The sequence below is a fragment of the Kribbella sp. NPDC051770 genome (genome assembly GCF_040681455.1).
In the GTDB taxonomy this organism is placed as follows: Bacteria; Actinomycetota; Actinomycetes; order Propionibacteriales; family Kribbellaceae; genus Kribbella.
In genome coordinates this window covers 1-18,890 of the sequence record NZ_JBFAYT010000017.1, presented here as the reverse complement: position 1 = coordinate 18,890, position 18,890 = coordinate 1, and the positions used below count along the sequence as shown (strand labels likewise).

General features: G+C 71.2%; 18 protein-coding genes. 14 read left to right on the top strand and 4 right to left on the bottom strand.

Annotated features, from left to right (window positions below; all coding sequences use genetic code 11):
- Positions 1–318: 318 nt before the first annotated feature.
- Complete coding sequence (coaA, locus tag AB0M01_RS35985) at positions 319–1,284, bottom strand: type I pantothenate kinase (RefSeq protein ID WP_363676983.1); 966 nt, start codon at positions 1,282–1,284, stop codon at positions 319–321.
- Positions 1,285–1,392: 108 nt separating this feature from the next.
- Here coaA and AB0M01_RS35980 point away from each other — a divergent pair, with 108 nt between their 5' ends.
- From AB0M01_RS35980 to AB0M01_RS35970, 3 genes are read left to right on the top strand one after another with little or no spacing between them, the layout of a single operon-like run.
- Complete coding sequence (locus tag AB0M01_RS35980) at positions 1,393–1,743, top strand: holo-ACP synthase (protein WP_344181404.1); 351 nt, start codon at positions 1,393–1,395, stop codon at positions 1,741–1,743.
- Between the two features lies 1 nt (position 1,744).
- On the top strand, positions 1,745–3,157 hold the full coding sequence (locus AB0M01_RS35975; protein WP_363676982.1) for an NAD(P)H-hydrate dehydratase: 1,413 nt from the start codon (positions 1,745–1,747) through the stop codon (positions 3,155–3,157).
- A gap of 58 nt (positions 3,158–3,215) precedes the next feature.
- Positions 3,216–6,203, top strand: a complete 2,988-nt coding sequence (locus tag AB0M01_RS35970) for a PIG-L family deacetylase (protein WP_363676981.1) — start codon at positions 3,216–3,218, stop codon at positions 6,201–6,203.
- Here AB0M01_RS35970 and AB0M01_RS35965 read toward each other — a convergent pair.
- Positions 6,187–6,960, bottom strand: coding sequence for an META domain-containing protein (locus tag AB0M01_RS35965; RefSeq protein ID WP_363676980.1), 774 nt, complete (start codon positions 6,958–6,960; stop codon positions 6,187–6,189). The genes AB0M01_RS35970 and AB0M01_RS35965 overlap by 17 nt on opposite strands.
- A gap of 52 nt (positions 6,961–7,012) precedes the next feature.
- On the opposite strand from AB0M01_RS35965, the gene AB0M01_RS35960 reads away from it, so the two are divergent.
- From AB0M01_RS35960 to AB0M01_RS35920, 9 genes are read left to right on the top strand one after another with little or no spacing between them, the layout of a single operon-like run.
- The gene (locus tag AB0M01_RS35960; RefSeq protein WP_363676979.1) at positions 7,013–7,654 is read left to right on the top strand and encodes an HAD family phosphatase; all 642 of its coding nucleotides are present in this window, start codon (positions 7,013–7,015) and stop codon (positions 7,652–7,654) included.
- A gap of 39 nt (positions 7,655–7,693) precedes the next feature.
- Positions 7,694–8,836 (top strand): alanine racemase, encoded by a 1,143-nt coding sequence (gene alr, locus AB0M01_RS35955; RefSeq protein WP_363676978.1) that lies wholly within the window; start codon positions 7,694–7,696, stop codon positions 8,834–8,836.
- Positions 8,829–9,941: an alpha/beta hydrolase gene (locus AB0M01_RS35950; RefSeq protein ID WP_363676977.1), complete on the top strand. Its 1,113-nt coding sequence runs from the start codon at positions 8,829–8,831 to the stop codon at positions 9,939–9,941. The genes alr and AB0M01_RS35950 overlap by 8 nt, the downstream gene beginning before the upstream one ends.
- The gene (gene tsaE, locus AB0M01_RS35945) at positions 9,938–10,867 is read left to right on the top strand and encodes a tRNA (adenosine(37)-N6)-threonylcarbamoyltransferase complex ATPase subunit type 1 TsaE (protein WP_363676976.1); all 930 of its coding nucleotides are present in this window, start codon (positions 9,938–9,940) and stop codon (positions 10,865–10,867) included. The genes AB0M01_RS35950 and tsaE overlap by 4 nt, the downstream gene beginning before the upstream one ends.
- 2 nt (positions 10,868–10,869) lie before the next feature.
- Positions 10,870–11,538 (top strand): tRNA (adenosine(37)-N6)-threonylcarbamoyltransferase complex dimerization subunit type 1 TsaB, encoded by a 669-nt coding sequence (gene tsaB / locus AB0M01_RS35940; protein WP_363676975.1) that lies wholly within the window; start codon positions 10,870–10,872, stop codon positions 11,536–11,538.
- Positions 11,535–11,963 (top strand): GNAT family N-acetyltransferase, encoded by a 429-nt coding sequence (locus AB0M01_RS35935; RefSeq protein ID WP_363676974.1) that lies wholly within the window; start codon positions 11,535–11,537, stop codon positions 11,961–11,963. Before tsaB ends, AB0M01_RS35935 begins: the two co-directional genes overlap by 4 nt.
- Complete coding sequence (tsaD, locus tag AB0M01_RS35930) at positions 11,960–13,012, top strand: tRNA (adenosine(37)-N6)-threonylcarbamoyltransferase complex transferase subunit TsaD (RefSeq protein WP_363676973.1); 1,053 nt, start codon at positions 11,960–11,962, stop codon at positions 13,010–13,012. The genes AB0M01_RS35935 and tsaD overlap by 4 nt, the downstream gene beginning before the upstream one ends.
- A gap of 40 nt (positions 13,013–13,052) precedes the next feature.
- On the top strand, positions 13,053–13,493 hold the full coding sequence (locus tag AB0M01_RS35925) for a GNAT family N-acetyltransferase (protein ID WP_363676972.1): 441 nt from the start codon (positions 13,053–13,055) through the stop codon (positions 13,491–13,493).
- Complete coding sequence (locus AB0M01_RS35920) at positions 13,490–14,242, top strand: alpha/beta fold hydrolase (protein ID WP_363676971.1); 753 nt, start codon at positions 13,490–13,492, stop codon at positions 14,240–14,242. The genes AB0M01_RS35925 and AB0M01_RS35920 overlap by 4 nt, the downstream gene beginning before the upstream one ends.
- Here the strand turns inward: AB0M01_RS35920 and AB0M01_RS35915 are convergent.
- The gene (locus tag AB0M01_RS35915; protein WP_363676970.1) at positions 14,239–15,075 is read right to left on the bottom strand and encodes a phosphotransferase; all 837 of its coding nucleotides are present in this window, start codon (positions 15,073–15,075) and stop codon (positions 14,239–14,241) included. The two genes, AB0M01_RS35920 and AB0M01_RS35915, sit on opposite strands and share 4 nt — an antisense overlap.
- The gene (locus tag AB0M01_RS35910; protein WP_363676969.1) at positions 15,072–16,019 is read right to left on the bottom strand and encodes an LLM class flavin-dependent oxidoreductase; all 948 of its coding nucleotides are present in this window, start codon (positions 16,017–16,019) and stop codon (positions 15,072–15,074) included. Before AB0M01_RS35910 ends, AB0M01_RS35915 begins: the two co-directional genes overlap by 4 nt.
- A gap of 75 nt (positions 16,020–16,094) precedes the next feature.
- Between AB0M01_RS35910 and AB0M01_RS35905 the strand changes: the two genes are divergently transcribed.
- Together AB0M01_RS35905 and tyrS are read left to right on the top strand one after the other, a co-directional pair.
- Entirely contained in the window at positions 16,095–17,132 is a 1,038-nt protein-coding gene (locus AB0M01_RS35905; RefSeq protein ID WP_363676968.1) for a phosphatase domain-containing protein, read from the top strand.
- A 76-nt stretch (positions 17,133–17,208) separates the two neighbouring features.
- On the top strand, positions 17,209–18,492 hold the full coding sequence (gene tyrS, locus AB0M01_RS35900; RefSeq protein WP_363676967.1) for a tyrosine--tRNA ligase: 1,284 nt from the start codon (positions 17,209–17,211) through the stop codon (positions 18,490–18,492).
- Positions 18,493–18,890 lie beyond the last annotated feature (398 nt).

Here is an 18,890-nt window from a genome sequence, read left to right as displayed (position 1 = left end):
CTCAGCGCCAACCGAGTCGTCCCTCGCCTCAGCCGCGGATCCAGTCGCTGGAGGGTCCCGCGCACCAATACCTCCTGTCGCTCGGTACCACCCACCACCCACCACCCACCGCCCGCTTCCCCCAGCGCCCACGTCCCACCGCCCGGGCCGTCCGACTTTGAGCACGGGTCAGCCACCAAATCGCCGCAGAAGTGACTGGCCGGTGCCCAAAGTTGAGGTGTGGGCGGGCCGGGGAGGGGTGGGGGCGGTGGGTCGACGGTGGTGGAGGCGGTGGGCTCGGGGCGGCGGTGGGCTGGGGTGCTTGCCTAGGTGGCTTGGTCAGAGCTTGCGGAGGCGGACCCACCGGACCGCGTGGTCGGCGCCCTTGCGGAGGACCAGGGTGGCGCGGGAGCGGGTCGGAAGGATGTTCTCGCGGAGGTTCGGGCCGTTGATGCCGTCCCAGAGGGACTCGGCCTTGGCGACCGCTTCGGCGCGGCTGAGTTCGCCGTAGCGGACGAAGTAGGACTCGGGGTTGCGGAACGCGGTCTCCCAGAGCTTCAGGAAGCGGTGGACGTACCAGGAGCGGATGTCGTCGGCGGCGGCGTCTACGTAGACGGAGAAGTCGAAGAAGTCGCTGACTGCGAGGCCGCTCTTGCCGTCGGCGTGGCGGGGGGCCGGCTGGAGGACGTTGAGGCCCTCCAGGAGGAGGATGTCGGGCTGCTCGACCGTCGTCCGTACGCCGTCCAGGCGGTCGTAGTGCAGGTGTGAGTAGACCGGTGCGCCGACGTTGTCCATCCCGGACTTCACCTCGACGACGAAGCGGAGCAGCGCCTTGCGGTCGTAGGACTCCGGGAAGCCCTTGCGCAGCATCAGGCCGCGGCGTTCCAGTTCGGCGTTCGGCCAGAGGAAGCCGTCGGTGGTGACGAGCGCGACCCGCGGGTGCTCGGGCCAGCGGGCCAGCAGCTCGCGGAGCAGCCGGGCGGTGGTCGACTTGCCGACGGCAACCGAGCCGCCGATGCCGATCACGAACGGGGTCCGGGTCGCGGTGTGGCCCGACGCGGTGTTGCCGAGGAACGCCTCGGTGTCGTTGTGCAGCGCGCGGGCGTGCCGGACGTACAGCGACAGGATCCGCGACAGCGGCAGGTAGACCTCGCGGACCTCGTCGATGTCGATCTCGTCGCCGAGGCCGCGCAACCGCTCGATCTCCTCGGCGGTCAGCGGTGACTCGGTGGTCTCGGCCAGTTGCGCCCAGGCGGCCCGATCCAGCTCGGTGTAGGGAGTCACCTCCCGCGGCGGCTGCAGCATGGGCCCCATTGTTCCCACATCACCGCGGGCTACGCTGACCGGCATGTGCGGCACTGACTCTGCGGGTGTGGTAGTTGTCACATCAGGAACCCCGTCCGGAACCGTCTCGTGATCGTCGGCGTGGGCATCGACGTGGTCGACGTCGAGCGCTTCATGAAGACCCTGGAGCGGACGCCGGGCCTGCGCGACCGGGTCTTCACCCCGGCCGAGGCGGTCCGGCCGCCGGCGTCGCTGGCGGCCCGGTTCGCGGCCAAGGAGGCGCTGGCCAAGGCGCTCGGCGCCCCCGGCGGGATGCACTGGCACGACGCCGAGGTGCGCAGCGACGAGACCGGCCGCCCGTGGCTGGAGGTCACCGGCACGGTCGCGGCCAAGGCGTCCGAGCTGGGGGTGCAGAGCCTGCACCTGTCGCTGAGCCACGACGCGGGCATCGCGTCGGCGGTCGTCGTCCTGGAGGGCTGAGATGCGTCACGCGCACACCGTCGAGCAGGTCCGGGCCGCCGAGGCCGAGCTGATGGCCAAGCTCCCGGAGGGGACGCTGATGCAGCGCGCCGCCACCGGGCTGGCAGTTGCCATCGGCAACTTCCTGGGCCGGGTGTACGGCGCGCGCGTGGTGCTGCTGGTCGGCTCCGGCGACAACGGCGGCGACGCCCTGTACGCCGGGGAGAAGCTGGCCCGGCGCGGTGCGCTGGTGATCGCGGTGCTGCTGTCGGACAAGGTGCACGCGAAGGGTCTGCAGGCGCTGCGGCTCGCCGGGGGACGGGTCGGTGCGGTCGAGGAGATCGCGAAAGCCGACGTGGTCGTGGATGGCGTGGTCGGGATCGGGGGCAGGCCCGGGCTGAAGCCGGAGGCGCTGACCGCGGTCCGGCTGGCCGAGAAGCACCGGGTGCCGGTGGTCGCGGTCGACGTCCCGTCGGGCGTCGGTGTGGACACGGGCGAGGTGCCGGAGCGCGATGGGGCGGCGGCTGGGTTCGTCCAAGCTGATCTGACCGTCACCTTCGGAACCCACAAGATCTGCCACTTCGTCGACCCGGCGGCCTCCGCCTGCGGCCCCGTGCACCTGATCGACATCGGGCTCGACCTGCCGGCGCCCGCGGCCGAGGCCATGCAGGCGTCCGACGTACGGGCGCTCTACCCGGTCCCCCGCGGCGAGTCCGACAAGTACTCGCGCGGCGTCCTCGGCCTGATGGCCGGCTCGAAGCAGTACCCCGGCGCAGCCGTGATCGCGACCTCCGGCGCGCTCGCCGGACCGCTCGGCATGCTCCGGTACGTCGGACCCGACGCGGTCGCCGAAGCCGTCCGGGCCGCCCACCCCGAGATCGTCGCGGGCGAGGGCCGGGTCCAGGCGTGGGCGATCGGATCCGGCCTCGGCGAGGAGCTCGACGTCGCGAAGGTTCGTGAACTGCTCGACTCCGAGGAGCCGGTCGTGCTCGACGCGGACGGGCTGAAGGCGCTCGACGACTCCGGCGACCACACGAACGTGCTGATCACGCCGCACGCCGGGGAGCTGGCCCGGCTGCTCGACGTCGACCGCGCCGAGGTCGAGGCCGCGCGCCTGAAGCACGCCCGCGCGGCGGCCGAGCGGTACGACGTCACGGTGCTGCTCAAGGGCTCGACCACCGTCGTCGTCGCCCCCGACGGCCGGACGCGGGTCAACACCAACGCGACGCCCTGGCTCGCGACGGCCGGGTCGGGCGACGTACTGGCCGGACTGTGCGGTGCGCTGCTCGCGTCGGGGCTCGATCCGTTCGATGCCGGAAGCGTCGGCGCCTACCTCCATGCGGCAGCTGCGCAGCTCGCGTCAGAGGCCGGGCCTATCACCGCGACATCGATTGCCCGAGCGTTGCCGGTGGCGACCGGTCAGATCTTGAACTAGTGCCGCTCCCGGGATAGGACGGTGGTGTTGGTGTCCCCACCGCCCTGGGAGTTCGCCCGTGAGACGTCTTGGTGTGCTGCTCGCCGTTGTCGCTCTGCTGACCGTCGGACTCCCGGCGACAGCGCAAGCCCGCAGTACGCCGTACGTGGCGGACCGGGCGACCAAGATCGACGTGATGGGGGAGTGGGCGCACCCCGACGACGACACCAGCATCATCGGGCCGTGCGGTGTCTGGCACCAGCGGTACGGCGTCAAGTGCGGCGTGATCATGGTGACCCGGGGTGAGGGCGGCGGCAACGCGGTCGGCACCGAGCTCGGCCCGGACCTCGGGCTGCGCCGGGAGAACGAGGACCGGGTCGCGCACTACCGCTCGGGCACCGTCGATATCTTCAACCTGGACCGGATCGACTTCTTCTACAACCAGAGCGCGCCGCTGACGCAGTACTTCTGGGACGAGGAGGAGACGCTGCGGCGGGTCACGCGGTTGATCCGCACGACGCAGCCGGAGATCTACATCGGCTTCACGCCGACGCTCGCCGCCGGGCACGGCAACCACCAGCAAGCCGGGCGGCTGATCTGGGAGGGCGTGCTCGCGGCCGCGGACCCGACCCGGTTCCCGGAGCAGTTGCGCGGGAAGGACGCGCTGAGCACCTGGCAGGTGAAGAAGGTCTTCTCCGGTGGAAGCACCGCGGGGACCGGCGGTACGACGACGGCCGCGCACTGCACGACCGGGTTCGTCCCGAGCAGCCAGGACACGGTCGCCGGTGTCTGGACCGGGTACGACTCGCCGTACAAGTGGCCGGCGGGCAACGTCCAGGGGCAGCCGGCCGGTACGGCGAAGATCTGGCAGCAGGTCGCGGACGAGGGGCGGGCGGCGTACCCGACGCAGAGCCGGGTGATGTTCAAGGGGACGTCGGTGCCGGCCTGCTCGCGGTTCGGGATGACGCAGGCGTTCGTGCCGTTCCAGCCGAACACGCTGCCGGGTGGCGCGCCGAATCCGAAGGCCGGTCTCGACGACGCGATCCTGTTCGGCGCGACGAAACCTGATCCCGGTGGGCTGCCGGTGGGCACGCTGCAGTACCTGACCTTCTCGCGGTTCGCGAACGTCGCCGGGGCGCCGTTCCAGGCGACCGTTCACCTGAAAGCGCCCCGCGGAAAGCTTGCCAAGGGCAACGTTGCGCTGACCGTCCCCGCGGGCTGGACCGTGGACGGGCCGAAGCCGGTCCCGAGCCGGGCCGACGCCGCCGTCACGTTCACGGTGACACCGTCGGCGACCGCGCCGGTGAACCAGCTCGCCAAGATCTCCGCGCTCTACAGCACCGGCAAGGCGACCGGCTACACCGACAACGTCGTCCGGATCGTCTCCGCCGCCGAGGGGCGCTTCCAGCGCTGGGGCAACTGGCAGGAGTACGACGAGTGGCTGGCGCAGACCGCGCCGCAGGCGGCGCGGCTCGGGCGCTCGGCCGCGATCCAGTCGATCGGCGTCGGGCGGACGCTCGACGTACCGGTCGTCGTGCACAACTGGTCGACGACGCCGCAGAGCGGCGCGGTGGCGCTGACGCTGCCGCCGAACTTCACCGCCGACGCGGTCAGCAAGACCTACTCCGGGCTGCAGCCGGGCGCCGACACGACCGTCACCTTCCAGGTCACCAACACCGACACGGCGCTACCCGCGACGCAGAACGTGGACGTTCCGATCACCACGACGTTCACCGGCGGGACCGGTAGCGAGACGCTGACGCTGTCCGTCGTACCGACGACCGCGATCGCGCAGACGACGACCGCGCCGACGGTCGACGGGACGGCTGCGGCCGGGGAGTACCCGGGGCCGACGCTCGACCTCGGCCGGATCTGGCAGGGCGCGACCGGCTGCACCGGCGTCGACGACTGCGGCGTCTCGGCGACCGGCGAGGGCAGCACGGCGAAGGTGAGCTGGTCCGGCGACGCGCTCTACTTCTTCGTCCACGTCCGCGACGACTACCAGTCGTACGCCGTGACGCCGGCCGAGTGCGTCGGCCACTGGCAGGCCGACTCGGTCGAGATCCTGCTCGACCCGCGCGGGACCGCGTCGCAGGCGCTGATGGACACGGCGAACACGTTCAAACTCGGAATCTTCCCGTTCAGCAACGACGCCGCCGGTGGGAACGGGCCGTGCTGGTCGCGGGACGCCGACAACCACCAGGGGTACTCGAGCGGCGACCTCGACACCGGGAACGCGCCGGGCGTCGAGGTCGCGTCGACGGCGACGTGGGTCGGCAGCAACGAGACGACCACGCCGCACGCCTACGCGGGGTACGACCTGGAGGTGAAGATCCCGCTGGCCGCGCTGCCGGCGGCGGTCGACCCGGCGAACCTGGGGCTGAACATCACGCCGTACGACAACGACGACACCTCCGCGCCGGGGACGACGACGTTGCGGCACATCGACCAGAGCACGCGGCTCGGGTGGTCGGCGCTGGGGTCGGTGCAGTCGGACCCGTACCGGTGGGGTCGCGCGACGATGCCGGGCTACACGCCGCCGGCCGATCGGCCGACGACGCCGGCGCCGCCGGATGTGTCGAACCCGAACCTGAACGGGGCGCTGTCACCGCAGACGATCGCGCAGTCGGCGCGGAACCACGTGCCGATCTCCGGCCGGGTGCCGACAGACGACTTGAAGATCCTGTACGCCGGTCTGCGGCCGGGTGCACTTGATGTCTTCACCTCGTCGCGCGGCTCCGGCACCGCTCGTGCCTTCCTCACCACCGGGGAGCTCGGCGCGATCCCGGTCTACACGACCAGCTGCCTCAGCGACCCGCCGCCGGACTACGGGCTGACCCCGTGCGCGGTGACCGACGGTGGCATCCCGCCGTGGGCGCCGGACATGAGCCGACACCTGGTGACGCAGTCCACCAAGCAGCTGACCCGCGGCGTACAGCACTGGTCGGTGCCGCTGACTCCAGCCCAACTCACCAAGCTGAAGGCCAGCGGGCGCTTGCTGCTCTCCTACGAGACCCCCGACAACAAGGTCCAGGCGTTCGACCTGAAGCTCAGCCGGCGGCCTTGAAGTCGAGGCCGTCGTCGGTCGGGCTGCGGAGCTGCAGCTTGTCGGCGTCGATCGTGTAGCTGACCTCGCCGTTCAGCGTGCCGAGGATCCGCTTCTCCAGCTCCGCGGCCGGGCCCGAGCAGGCCCGGCGCGTGGTCCCGATCGAGCCGAACGTCAACTTGTCACCGGTCCGCGCGACGACGCCCTGCAGCTCGTTGCAGCTCGTCGAGCCGGTCACGCGGTCGCCGTTGATCTTCAGGAACGCGCCGCCGTTGCCCGGGGTGGAGACGGTCTCGCCGGTGACGATGCTGTCCAGCACCCACTTCGTGCTGTCGAGCGCGACGTCGGGCTGGGCTGTCTCGCGGTCCTGCAGCACGATCACCCGCTGGTCCGCGGTGATCGTCAGCTGATCCCCGTCGACCTTCCAGGCCGGCTTGCTGTTCAGAACCGAGAGCAGCCACTCCTCCTGCTGCTGACGCGGTCCGTCGCAGGCCATGTTGGTCAGGTTCAGGTCCTCGACGCTGAGCTTGCCGCCGCCGCTGGAGAACTTGCCGCCGATCGAGTTGCAGCCGGCGTTCGCGGACAGCGAGCCGTCGTCCTTGAACTGCAGCGAGATCCGCGTGCTCGGCGCGACCTGCTTCGGCGCGCCGTTCTCGGTCAGCGCGGTGGACAGGTACGTCTTCCCGCTCAGCCCGCCCGCACCCGCGCCCGACTCGTCACCGCACCCGGTCAGTACGACGAGACCGGCGGCCGCCATCACCATCATCGATGTCCTCACGCAGTACGGACGTCACTGCGGGCCGCGGCGTTGCACTTTGTAGGGTGCTGATGTGAAGGGACTGGTGATCTTCGACAACGACGGCGTACTGGTGGACTCCGAGCGGCTGGCCAACACGATCCTGGCCGAGCTGCTCACCGAGGCCGGGCTGCCGTACACGTTCGAGGAGGCGGTCCGCGACTTCATGGGCGGCAGCATGGTCTCGATGCGCACCAAGTCCGAGGCCAAGCTCGGCCGGCCGCTGCCCGCCGACCTGGAGGACCGCTACCACCAGCGACTCTTCGACGGCTTCGCCCACCTGCAGGCCGTCGACGGCGTCGGCGCGGTGCTCGACCAGCTGGACGCGAGCGGTACGACGTACTGTCTGGCCTCCTCCGGCACCCACCAGCGCATCCACACGGCGCTCACCGCGGTCGGGTTCTGGGACCGTTTCGAGGGCCGGATCTTCAGCTCCGAGGACGTCGAGCACGGCAAACCCGCGCCCGACCTCTTCCTGTACGCCGCCCGCACGCTCGGTGTCGATCCCGCCGACTGCGTCGTCGTCGAGGACAGCCCGCTGGGCGTCGCGGCGGCCAACGCGGCCGGGATGAAGGTGTTCGGCTACGCGGCCATGACCGACCCGGCGAAACTGGCCTCGGCGGACGCGATCTTCCACCAGATGACCGCCCTCCCGGCGCTGCTCGAGGCTGCCTGAGACACTGGACAGGTCATGTCCGAGTCTGTGGAGCCCCCCATGCACCGAACACAGCCCCGTGCCGAGGCGGTTGTGGACCTCGCCGCGATCCGGCACAACGTCGCCACGCTGCGTGCCCGGCTGAGCTCGGCCGAGCTGATGACGGTGGTCAAGGCCGATGCCTACGGCCACGGAATGGTCCCGGTCGCCCGGGCCGCCCGGCAGGCCGGTGCGGACTGGATCGGCGCCGCCGTGCTCGAGGAGGCGCTGCAGCTGCGCGCCGCCGGGGACAACGGCCCGATCTTCTGCTGGCTGACCACCCCGGGGGAGCCGCTGGCCCAGGCGATCGAGAACGACATCGACCTGTCCGCCGGGGCGCCGTGGGAGATCGCGGAGATCGCCGCGGGCGTCACCGAGCGGCCGGCCCGGGTACACCTGAAGGTCGACACCGGGATGAGCCGCGGCGGCGCCGTCGCGGAGGAGTGGCCGCAGCTGATCCGGGCCGCGCTCAAGGAGCAGCAGAGCGGGCGCGTGGTGATCACCGGGATCTGGTCGCACCTGGCGTCGGCCGACGAGCCGAAGAGCCCGGCGAACGAGTACCAGGTCGAGGCGTTCCTCGCGGCAGTCGACGTGGCCGAGTCGTTCGGGGTCGACCCGGGGTTCAAGCACCTGGCGAACTCGGCCGGCACGCTGGCGCTGCCGGAGACACACTTCGACCTGGTCCGGCCCGGCATCGCGACGTACGGGCTCTCGCCCTTCGGGCACTCGCTGCCCGCCTCGGAGCTCGGCTTGCGCCCGGCGATGACGCTGAAGGCGCGGCTGGCGATGGTCAAGCGGGTCCCGGCCGGCGCGGGCGTCTCGTACGGGCTGACCTGGACGGCGCCGCGGCCGTCGACGCTGGGGCTGATCCCGGTCGGGTACGGCGACGGCCTGCCGCGGCACGCGTCGAACGGCGGACCGGTGCAGGTGCACGGTCAGCGGCGGACTGTCGTCGGGCGGATCTGCATGGATCAGTGCATGGTGAACCTCGAGGACGACCCGCGCGAGGCGGGGGACGAGGTCGTGCTGTTCGGGCCGGGGGTTGATGGTGAGCCGACGGCTGACGACTGGGCGGATGCCGCGGGGACGATCAACTACGAGATCGTCACGCGGCTGGGCCCGCGGATCCCGCGGCGGTACGTGAACGAGGACATGGATGTCTAAGGCTGGGCGGACCGCCGGCCTGATCGGCGCGGCGGTCGGGGTGCTGGCCGCGGGCGCGGCCGCCGGTGTGGCTGTCGAGCGGCAGGTGATCGGCCGGCGTTCCGGGCAGCGGGCGCAGCTGGAGGCCGAGCCGTTCGGGTCGCTGCGCGGGACGCCGCACGTGTTCACCGCCGACGACGGCGTCGAGCTGTACGTCGAGGTCGACGAGCTGAAGCGCTCCCGGCGGCCCGAGCCCCCGAAGCGCCGGCTGCGCAAGAAACCGGCCGCCGCCGAGGACCTGACGCTGATCTTCGCGCACGGGTACGGCCTGAACATGGACTGCTGGCACTTCGAGCGCCGCGACCTGGCCGGGATCGGCACGATGGTCTTCTACGACCAGCGCTCGCACGGCCGGTCGGGGCGCTCCCCGAAGGAGAACGTCAGCATCGACCAGCTCGGCCGCGACCTGTACGGCGTACTGGAGAAGTACGCGCCGACCGGTCCGGTGATCCTGATCGGGCACTCGATGGGCGGCATGTCGATCATGGCGCTGGCCGAGCAGCACCCGGAGCTCTTCGGCGACCGGGTGATCGGCGTCGGCCTGTGCTCGACCAGCGCGGCCGGGCTGGACTCGGTCCCGATCGTGTTCCCCGGCCGGGTCGGCATGCTGGCCCGCGCGCTGGCCACGCCGACGGTCGCCGCGCTGGCCCGGATCCCCGACGTCGTCGAGCGCAGCCGCAAGGCCGGGACCGACATCAGCTACCTGCTCACCCGCAAGTACTCGTTCGGCTCCGAGGTGCCGCCGGCCTTCACCGAGTTCGTCAACGAGATGATCGCCGCGACCCCGATCTCGGTGATCGCGGAGTTCTACCCGATCTTCGCGCTGCACGACAAGACCGGGTCGCTGGAGCCGCTGCAGAAGGTGGAGTGCGTGGTGATCGGCGGCGACGCCGACCACCTGACGCCGTTCGAGCACTCCGAGGAGATCGTCCGGCACGTACCCGGCGCGGAGCTGGTCGAGGTCCGCAACTGCGGGCACCTCGGGCTGATCGAGCACCACCGCGAGTTCACCGCCGCCCTGCTCGGGATGATCGAGCGGGCCGAACAATCCTTGGGACACAGATGACCGACCTGCACGTGGTGGACGCCACGGCCGAGCACGTGGACGAGATCGTCGGCGTGATCCATCACGCCTTCGCCAACCGGCGGACCCTCGACCCGCCCTCGACCGCGCTGTCGGAGAACGCGGCGACGGTCGGCGAGACGGTCGCGGCGTACGGCGGACTGCTGGCCCGGATCGGCGGCGAGCCGGCCGGGGCGATGCTGTTCCACGTGTCCGGTGACGTGCTGGAGCTGCGCCGGGTCTCGGTGAACCCGCGCTTCCAGAGCCGCGGTGTCGCGTCGGCGATGGTCGGGTGCGCGGAGGACGCGGCCCGGGCGCGCGGGCTGGGCCGGGTCCGGCTGGTGGCGCGGGTCGAGCTGCCGGAGACCGTCGAGTTCTGGCGCCGCCGCGGGTACTCGATCGTCGCGGAGGAGGGACCGAACCTGATCCACGCGAAGGCGCTGCCGATCGAGCTGACGGTGCCGACCGCGGAGGAGATGCGGGCGATCGCCGAGGAGCTCGCGGGGCAGCTCCGGGCGGGCGACGTACTGGTGCTGTCGGGCGATCTCGGCGCGGGCAAGACGACGTTCACGCAGGGGCTCGGTGCCGGGCTCAAGGTGCGCGGTGACATCACGTCGCCGACGTTCGTGATTTCGCGGGTGCACCCGTCGCTGGTCGGCGGGCCCGCGCTGGTGCACGTGGACGCGTACCGGATCGGTGGGATCGCCGAGCTGGACGATCTCGATCTCGACGCGTCGCTGGACGAGGCTGTCACCGTGGTCGAGTGGGGGCACGGGCTGGCGGAGTCGCTGGCGCCGGACCGGCTGGACCTGACGCTCACGCGGGGCGACGACGACGGCGACGAGACGCGGGCGCTGCGAATCGCGCCGGCCGGCGCTCGCTGGGCGGCGACCGGTGTTCGTTTGACTGCTACTTCCGAGGTGAACTGATCGTGCTGCTTGCTTTTGACACCTCCAGCGCGGCCGTGACCGTTGCTCTGGCCGACCCGGTCTCGGGTGCGGTCGTCGGGTCGTCGACCGCCGTGGACGCGCTGCGGCACGGCGAGCTGCTGGCGCCGGCGATCGCCGAAGTACTGGCTGCCGCTGGGGCCGGGGTGAAGGACCTGACGAAGATCGCGGTCGGCGCCGGGCCGGGCCCGTTCACCGGGCTGCGGGTCGGGCTGGTGACCGCGCGGACGATGGGAGACGTGCTCGGCATCGAGGTCGTCGGCGTCTGCAGCCTCGACATCCTCGCGAAGCAGTCGAATCTCGCGCTGCCGGTCGCCGTTGCGACCGATGCCCGGCGCAAGGAGATCTACTGGGCCCTGTACGACGGCCCGGCCGCTGACGGTAGTCGGCGCCGGCTCGAGGGCCCGGCGGTCGACAAGCCCGCGGATGTCGCCCACGTGCTTTCGGGCCTGCCCGTGATCGGCCGCGGCGCAGTTCTGTACGGCGAGGTGCTCGGCGTCGACACCACCGATGTCCTCGAGTACCCGTCGGCCGAGGTCCTGGCCACCGGTGTGGCGACCGGGACGCTGCAGGTCACCGCGCCCGACCCGCTCTACCTCCGCCGCCCGGACGTCACCATGTCCGGCGGCCCGAAAAGCGTGCTCCCCAAGTGACCCGCCCGGCCAACCTGTCCGACCAACCGGCTGTCGAGGCGCTCGACGCCGCGTGCTTCCCGAAGGACACCTGGAGCAGCAGCTCCTGGAGCGACGAGTTCACCCGGTCCGACCGGCGAATCCTCGTCGCGGAACGCGGTGCGCTGGCCGGGTACGTCGTACTGCTGGTTCCTCCGCTGGAGGACGAGCCGGTCGACCTGCTGCGAATAGCCGTGGACCCGGCGTACCGGCGTACGGGGGTGGCCAGGGAGTTGCTGGAGGCAACACTCGGCGACCGGACCGTGCTGCTGGAGGTGGCCGCGGGCAACGCGGCGGCGATCGGGTTGTACGCCGGGTTCGGGTTCGAGGAGATCAGCCGGCGGCGTGGGTACTACGGCGGCGGCGAGGACGCGATCATCATGCGACGCGCAGGAGAAGGACAGTGACTGAGAACGAACCGTTGATCCTCGGGATCGAGACGTCGTGCGACGAGACCGGCGTCGGCCTGGTCCGCGGGCACACGCTGCTGGCCGACGCGATCGCGTCCAGCGTCGACGAGCACGCCCGCTTCGGCGGCGTCGTCCCGGAGGTGGCCAGCCGCGCGCACCTGGAGGCGATGGTCCCGACCATCCGCCGCGCCTGCGAGACGGCCGGGGTGAAACCGTCCGACGTCGACGCGATCGCCGTCACCAGCGGCCCCGGCCTGGCCGGCGCGCTGCTGGTCGGCGTCGCGGCCGCGAAGGGTCTGGCTCTGTCGTTGGACAAGCCGCTGTACGGCGTGAACCACCTGGCCGCGCACGTCGCCGTCGACACCCTCGAGCACGGTGAGCTGCCGAAGGGCGCGATCGCGATGCTCGTCTCCGGCGGGCACTCGTCGTTGCTCGCTGTCGAGGACATCACCGACGGCGTCGAGCCGATGGGCAGCACCATCGACGACGCCGCGGGCGAGGCGTTCGACAAGGTCGCGCGGGTGCTCGGGCTGCCGTTCCCCGGTGGTCCGTATGTCGACAAAGCGGCACGCGACGGCGGTGACCGGGCGTACGTGACGTTCCCGCGCGGGCTGACCAGCCAGCGCGACCTCGAACGGCACCGGTTCGACTTCTCGTTCTCCGGGCTGAAGACGGCCGTCGCGCGCTGGGTCGAGGCGAAGCGGCGGGACGGCGAGGACGTGCCGGTGAACCACGTCGCGGCGGCCTTCCAGGAGGCGGTCTGCGACGTGCTGGTCCGCAAGGCGATCGACGCCTGCAAGGACCGGGGCTACGAGCACCTGCTGATCGGCGGCGGTGTGGCGGCGAACTCACGGCTGCGGCAGATGGCCGAGGAGCGCTGCTCGGCGGCGGGCATCGCCGTACGGGTGCCGCGGCCGGGGCTGTGCACGGACAACGGCGCGATGGTCGCGGCGCTCGGGTCGGAGCTGGTGCGAGCCGGGAAGACGCCGTCGCCGCTGGGGCTCCCTGCGGACTCGTCGATGCCGATCACGACGGTTCTGAACTGACACCTGCCTAGGCTGGGACGCAACGAGTGGGGGAGAGCTGATGCAGTGGACTTCAGGTGACTTCGTTGCCGACGACAACCCGGAGCGACTCGACCTGGACGTGATGCACGGGTACCTGCGGACGTCGTACTGGTCGCCCGGGGTGCCGCGCGAGGTGGTCGAGAAGGCGGTCGCGAACAGCCTGTGCGTCGGGGTGTACGCCGCCGACGGTGCGCAGGTCGCGTTCGCGCGAGCGGTGACGGATCGGGCGACGTTCGCGTGGATCGCCGACGTCTTCGTCGTCGAGTCGGCGCGCGGGCACGGCCTCGGCCGGTTCGTCGTGTCGACGCTGCTGGAGCACCCGGAGCTGCAGGGGCTGCGGCGGACGATGCTGGCCACGGCGGACGCGCACACGCTGTACGAGTCGTACGGCTTCACCGCGCTGGAGAAGCCGGACCGGTTCCTGCACATCGCCCACGACCCGACGGTCCTGTACCAGTGAGTGCCCCGGGCATCGACCTGGTCGCCGCGCCGCGCGGTGCCCGTGATCTGGTCCTGCTCGCGCACGGCGGCATGGAGAACTCGACCGCCGACCCGCACAGCTGGCGGGCGCCGATCCTGCGGATGTGGCCGTTCGCGGCGGTCGCCCGGAAGGCGGCGCCGGGGGTTGCGGTGGGGTTGATGCGTTACCGGTACCAGGGGTGGAACGGTGCGGCGGCGGATGCGGCGGCTGATCTGCGCACGGTGCTCGACCGGCTCGTGTCCGGCCCGCCGCGGTTCGATCGGGTCATCCTCATCGGCCATTCCATGGGCGGCCGGGCAGTAGTTGCTGCAGGCAACCACTCGCTGGTCTCCGGCGTCCTCGGCCTGGCCCCCTGGCTCCCCGAAGGCGAGCCCCTGGTCCGCCTCCGCGGCCCGGTAGCGTTCGCCCACGGCAGCGCCGACCGGATCACCTCACCCCACGGCACCGCGGCGTACACCAAACGCCTGCGCGCCGAGGGCATCCCCGTCGCCCTCCTCACCCTCCCCGGCGAGAAGCACGCGATGCTCCACCGGGCCCCCGACTGGAACCGGATCGTCCGCGACTTCGTCACCCACACGGTGAACGGCACCGAATCGACCGGCATGTCCTTCACCACCGCCGACCACACCGACGAGGTCCCCCACCCGCACTCCGGCGACGCCGCCCCCGCCGCGATCGCCGACATCGCCCGCACCCGCCTGACCCTCCGCGTCACCGAACGCCTCTAGGGCCGGAGCTTCCCGAACAGCTCCCGCAGCAGCCCGTAGTACTCGTCGTCGTCCTCCCCACCGAACGCCGTCACCTCGGCTCTGAGCCGATGCCGAATCAGCTGCACGAGCGTCTCGTCGTCCAGCTCACCAGCCGTCCCGCCCTCGTCGTGGTACCAGGCAACGAGCTGCTTCGCCCGCGTGAGATCCGTCGACCAGTGCTCCCCGAACTCCCGCGCCGCCCCAGCCAGCTCGACCTCCGGAGCGCCCACCCACGCCTCGTCCCAGTCGATCAGCCCGGTGATCCGCCCACGGTCGACCAGCAGGTTCCCCCGGTAGTAGTCCCCGTGCAGCGGTTGCCGGCGCCTGCTGAATGCTCCGAGCCACCGATCGAGCTCCTCGTCCGGCAGCACACCAGTGGTCGCCTCCAGGTACGACGGCTCCGGTCTGACCGGCAGCGCCACGTCCCGCAACCCGTAGTGCAGCCGCGCCAGCAACCGCGCGGCCTGCTCCACCTCGGCCGGCTCGTCGTTGTCCAACCAGCGCCCAGCCACCAGCGGCCACACGCTGACCGGCCGCCCAGCAACCCGTACGACGCTCGCGCCGCTGGTGGTCCGGAGCGGTACCATCACCTCGTCGACCCCCGCAGCGGCCGCGACCTGGTGGCACCACTCCATCAGCTCGCTCCCACGCGAGACCGGCCCGATCCGCACGACCACACCGCCCGTGTCCATCCTGTAGGCGGCTGACTCCTCCCCGCCCGTCAAGCGCTCCACCGCGCCTGCCGAGAGCGCCCACTCGACCTCCACCGCGCGGGCGATCTCCGGCGTCCACGGGACCTCGGCGTACGTCATCTGTTCGCGAGCGCCAGCACATGCTCCAGCTGCGGCAGCCCGTGCTCGACCTCCGGGTCCGGGAACAGCCCCACATGGTGCACCCCGGCAGCCTCCAGCGCATCCAGGTGCGCAGCCGCGTCGTCGAGCGTCCCGATCGGCCCGAGCTCCACCCACCAGTCCGTCGGCATCGACACCAGCCCCGGCACGCCCAGCTCGTCGTACCGACGCAGCAGATCGTCGTAGAAGGGCAGCGACGGCAGCGCCGGGTTCCGCTCCTCGATCAACCCGGCCAGCCACGGCGCGGTCCACTCGTACGCGGTCTTCCGGTCGCGCCGCACGCAGAACGCGCTGAACGCCGCCACCACGAAACCCTCCGGCGACCCAGCATGCTCCACCGACGCCCGCACGTACGACGGCGACGCAGGCTCCGCCAGCACCACCCCGCCGGCGACCCGTCCGGCCAGCGCCAGCGACTTCGGCCCGCGGACACCCAGCAGGATCGGCGGCGCCTCGGTGGGAGGAGCGTCGAGCTTCACCTTGTCGAGGAAGACGGTCTTGCCCTCCATCGACACGTTCTCCCCGGCGAGCAGCCGGGTGACCGCGACGGTGACCTCGTCGAGCGCGGTCAGCGGCGACTTCGGCCGGACGCCCATCTGGCCCATCCACTCCTGCACGCCGTGCCCGATGCCCGGCAGGAAACGGCCGGGCGCGAGCGCGCAGAGCGTCGCGATCTCCATCGCCGTCACAGCCGCCGTACGGGCGACGGCGGGCAGGATCCCGAGCCCGATCGTGAGCCGCTCGGTGACGCTCAGCGCGGCCGCCGACAGCGACGGCCCGGAGGTGTAGAAGCAGTCCTCGATGATCCACAGCTCGTCGGCTCCGCCGGCCTCGAGCCGGCGCGCGACGTCGGTGACCAGCGCCGCCGGCCAGGTCCGCGGGAAGCACATTCCGATCGATGTCATACCGGGAACGTAAAGGTCTGCACCGACAGCCGTCCCGGCAGGCGTATCAGACCTGTGGACGGGTAGGTTCGGGACATGGCCCGTCCGCACTACTCCTCCCGGCTGGAGGACTGGTTCAACCTCGGGGTCGGCGCGCTCCTGCGCCGGCGTGGCTGGCGGGAGCGGATCATCCCGCACGTCGGCTACGGCAACGCCGAGTACGTCCGGGTGCTGGCCCGGGTGGTGCTCAGCCGCGACCCGCGCAACCAGCCCCGGTACGACGAGGACCAGGTGGTGCGCGGCTGGCGGGTGTTCGTCACCGCGCCGGCCACCAAGGTGAAGGTGTCGGTGACGGTGGCCGGGCAGAGCTTCGACGCGCTGACCGACCGCGGCGGGTTCGTCGACCTCGCCGTACCGGTGGTGCTGCCGCCGGGCTGGCACGAGATCAGCCTCGGCGTGCACGGCGAGCGGCAGGCCCGCGGCAAGGTCTTCGTCCCGGACCCGGACGCCACCTTCGGGCTGGTCAGCGACATCGACGACACGGTGATGCTGACGATGCTGCCGCGGCCGCTGATCGCCGCGTGGAACACGTTCGTCCGCGAGGAGCAGGCGCGTCGCGTCGTACCGGGGATGGCGGAGATGTACGCCGAGCTGCTGACCGACCAGCCGGGTGCTCCGATCTTCTACCTGTCGACCGGCGCCTGGAACACCGCGCCGACGCTGACCCGCTTCCTGGCCCGGCACGGGTACCCGGCCGGCCCGCTGCTGATGACCGACTGGGGGCCGACCAACACCGGTTGGTTCCGCAGCGGGCAGGAGCACAAGCGCACCGCGCTGCGCCGGCTGGCCAAGGAGTTCCCCGCGGTCCGCTGGGTGCTGGTCGGTGACGACGGGCAGCACGACCCGCAGCTGTACGGCGACTTCGCGCAGACGCACCCTGACCACGTCCGGGCGATCGGGATCCGCCAGCTGACCCCTGCCGAGCAGGTGCTGTCGCACGGTCTCCCGGTGCCCAACCCGGACCCGGGGGCGCACGACCCGCAGCGGCCGACCGCCGCCACCGTGCACGGCCCGGACGGGCACGCGCTGGTGGCGCAGTTGCGCGCCGTACTGTCGCGGCCGGAGGCCATGTAGGCGGACCGCTCGTGCCGGGCGCGACCGCGCCTGGCAGGCTTGGGTTGTTCCGACGTACCCGAGGAGAGAACCGACAGTGACCGACAGCGCAGCCCGCACGCAGGTGCTCGACGACCTGGACAGCCGCGGCCTGATCGCGCACTCCACCGACCGGGACGCCCTGCGGGCGTCGATGGCGGAGGGACCGATCACCTCGTACGTCGGCTTCGACCCGACCGCGCCGAGCCTGCACATGGGGAACCTGCTGCAGCTGCTGACGCTGCGCCGGCTGCAGCTGGCCGGGCACAACCCGATCGGCCTGGTCGGTGGGGCCACCGGGCTGATCGGTGACCCGAAGGAGACCTCCGAGCGGTTGCTGAACCCGAAGGACGTCGTCCAGCAGTGGGTGGAGCGGGTCCGCGGCCAGGTGGAGCGGTTCCTGGACTTCGACACCTCGCTGCCGAACCCGGCGCGGATGGTGAACAACTACGACTGGACCAAGGACCTCAACACCCTCGACTTCCTCCGGGACATCGGCAAGCACTTCCCGGTGAACCGGATGCTCGGCCGCGAGGTCGTGAAGGCCCGGCTCGAGCAGGGGATCAGCTACACGGAGTTCAGCTACGTGCTGCTGCAGTCGCTGGACTACCTGGAGCTCTACCGGCGGTACGGGTGCACTCTGCAGACCGGAGGCAGTGACCAGTGGGGGAACCTGACTGCTGGGGTGGAGCTGATCCGGCGTACGGAGTCGGGGAAGGCGCACGCGCTGGCGACGCCGCTGGTGACCAAGGCGGACGGGACCAAGTTCGGCAAGACCGAGTCGGGGACCGTGTGGCTGGACCGGGAGCTGACGTCGCCGTACGCGTTCTACCAGTTCTGGTTCAACACGGACGACCGTGACGTGATGCAGCTGGTCCGGTACTACACGTTCCGGACGGCGGACGAGATCGCGGAGCTGGAGAAGGCCACCGCTGACCGGCCGTTCGCGCGGGAGGCCCAGCGGGTGCTGGCCGAGGACGTGACGACGCTGGTGCACGGAGCGGGGGAGACCGCACAGGTGCAGCTGGCCGCGAAGGCGCTGTTCGGGCAGTCGGACCTGCGGGAGCTCGACGGGGAGACGCTGGTCGCTGCGCTGAAGGAGGCGCCGCACACGGAGGTGTCCGCCGCAGCGATGCCGACAGTGGCGGACCTGCTGGTGCAGACCGAGCTGGTGGCGAGCAAGTCGGCGGCGCGCAGGACGGTGTCCGAAGGTGGCGCGTACCTGAACAACGAGAAGGTCAGCGACGCCGACTACGTGCCGACGGCCGACGACCTGCTGCCCGGTGGCGCTCTGGTGCTGCGGCGCGGGAAGCGTTCGTTCGCAGGGGTTCTGGCCGGCTGACGTATCCCACGCGGTCGATGCCGGAGGCAAATTACACCGCTGTGATGCTGGCCACCGGACGCCGATTTGACCGGCCACCTCGTCGCCACGTACTGTTCTTCTTGTTGGAGCGAGGCGCGGGACGCGAAAGCGGCCGGTCGCTCCGAACCCCCCAGAAGTTAGCGCAGTCGAAACGCGTCTCCGGACTCGGGTCGGCCCATCTGGCGCGGGGGATCTGATCAGAAAAATCAAGTCTTGACTTGGTCGATCTGGTCCGGTAGAGTAACGCAGGTTGCCCCGGGGTCCTGGCCGAAAGGTCACGGACGCGGTGTGCGTCCGATTCTTGAGAACTCAACAGCGTGCCGAAAGTCAATGCCGAAATTTAGCATTAACCCCCATTCACAGGCCATGGTTCATGG

Coding starts and splice junctions, on each gene's coding strand:
- AB0M01_RS35925 (WP_363676972.1), top strand. CDS start 13,053: ATGCAGTGGACTTCAGGTGACTTCGTTGCCGACGACAACCCGGAGCGA.
- tsaE (WP_363676976.1), top strand. CDS start 9,938: ATGACCGACCTGCACGTGGTGGACGCCACGGCCGAGCACGTGGACGAG.
- AB0M01_RS35915 (WP_363676970.1), bottom strand. CDS start 15,075: ATGACGTACGCCGAGGTCCCGTGGACGCCGGAGATCGCCCGCGCGGTG.
- coaA (WP_363676983.1), bottom strand. CDS start 1,284: ATGCTGCAGCCGCCGCGGGAGGTGACTCCCTACACCGAGCTGGATCGG.
- AB0M01_RS35905 (WP_363676968.1), top strand. CDS start 16,095: ATGGCCCGTCCGCACTACTCCTCCCGGCTGGAGGACTGGTTCAACCTC.
- AB0M01_RS35910 (WP_363676969.1), bottom strand. CDS start 16,019: ATGACATCGATCGGAATGTGCTTCCCGCGGACCTGGCCGGCGGCGCTG.
- alr (WP_363676978.1), top strand. CDS start 7,694: ATGCACCGAACACAGCCCCGTGCCGAGGCGGTTGTGGACCTCGCCGCG.
- AB0M01_RS35975 (WP_363676982.1), top strand. CDS start 1,745: ATGCGTCACGCGCACACCGTCGAGCAGGTCCGGGCCGCCGAGGCCGAG.
- AB0M01_RS35950 (WP_363676977.1), top strand. CDS start 8,829: ATGTCTAAGGCTGGGCGGACCGCCGGCCTGATCGGCGCGGCGGTCGGG.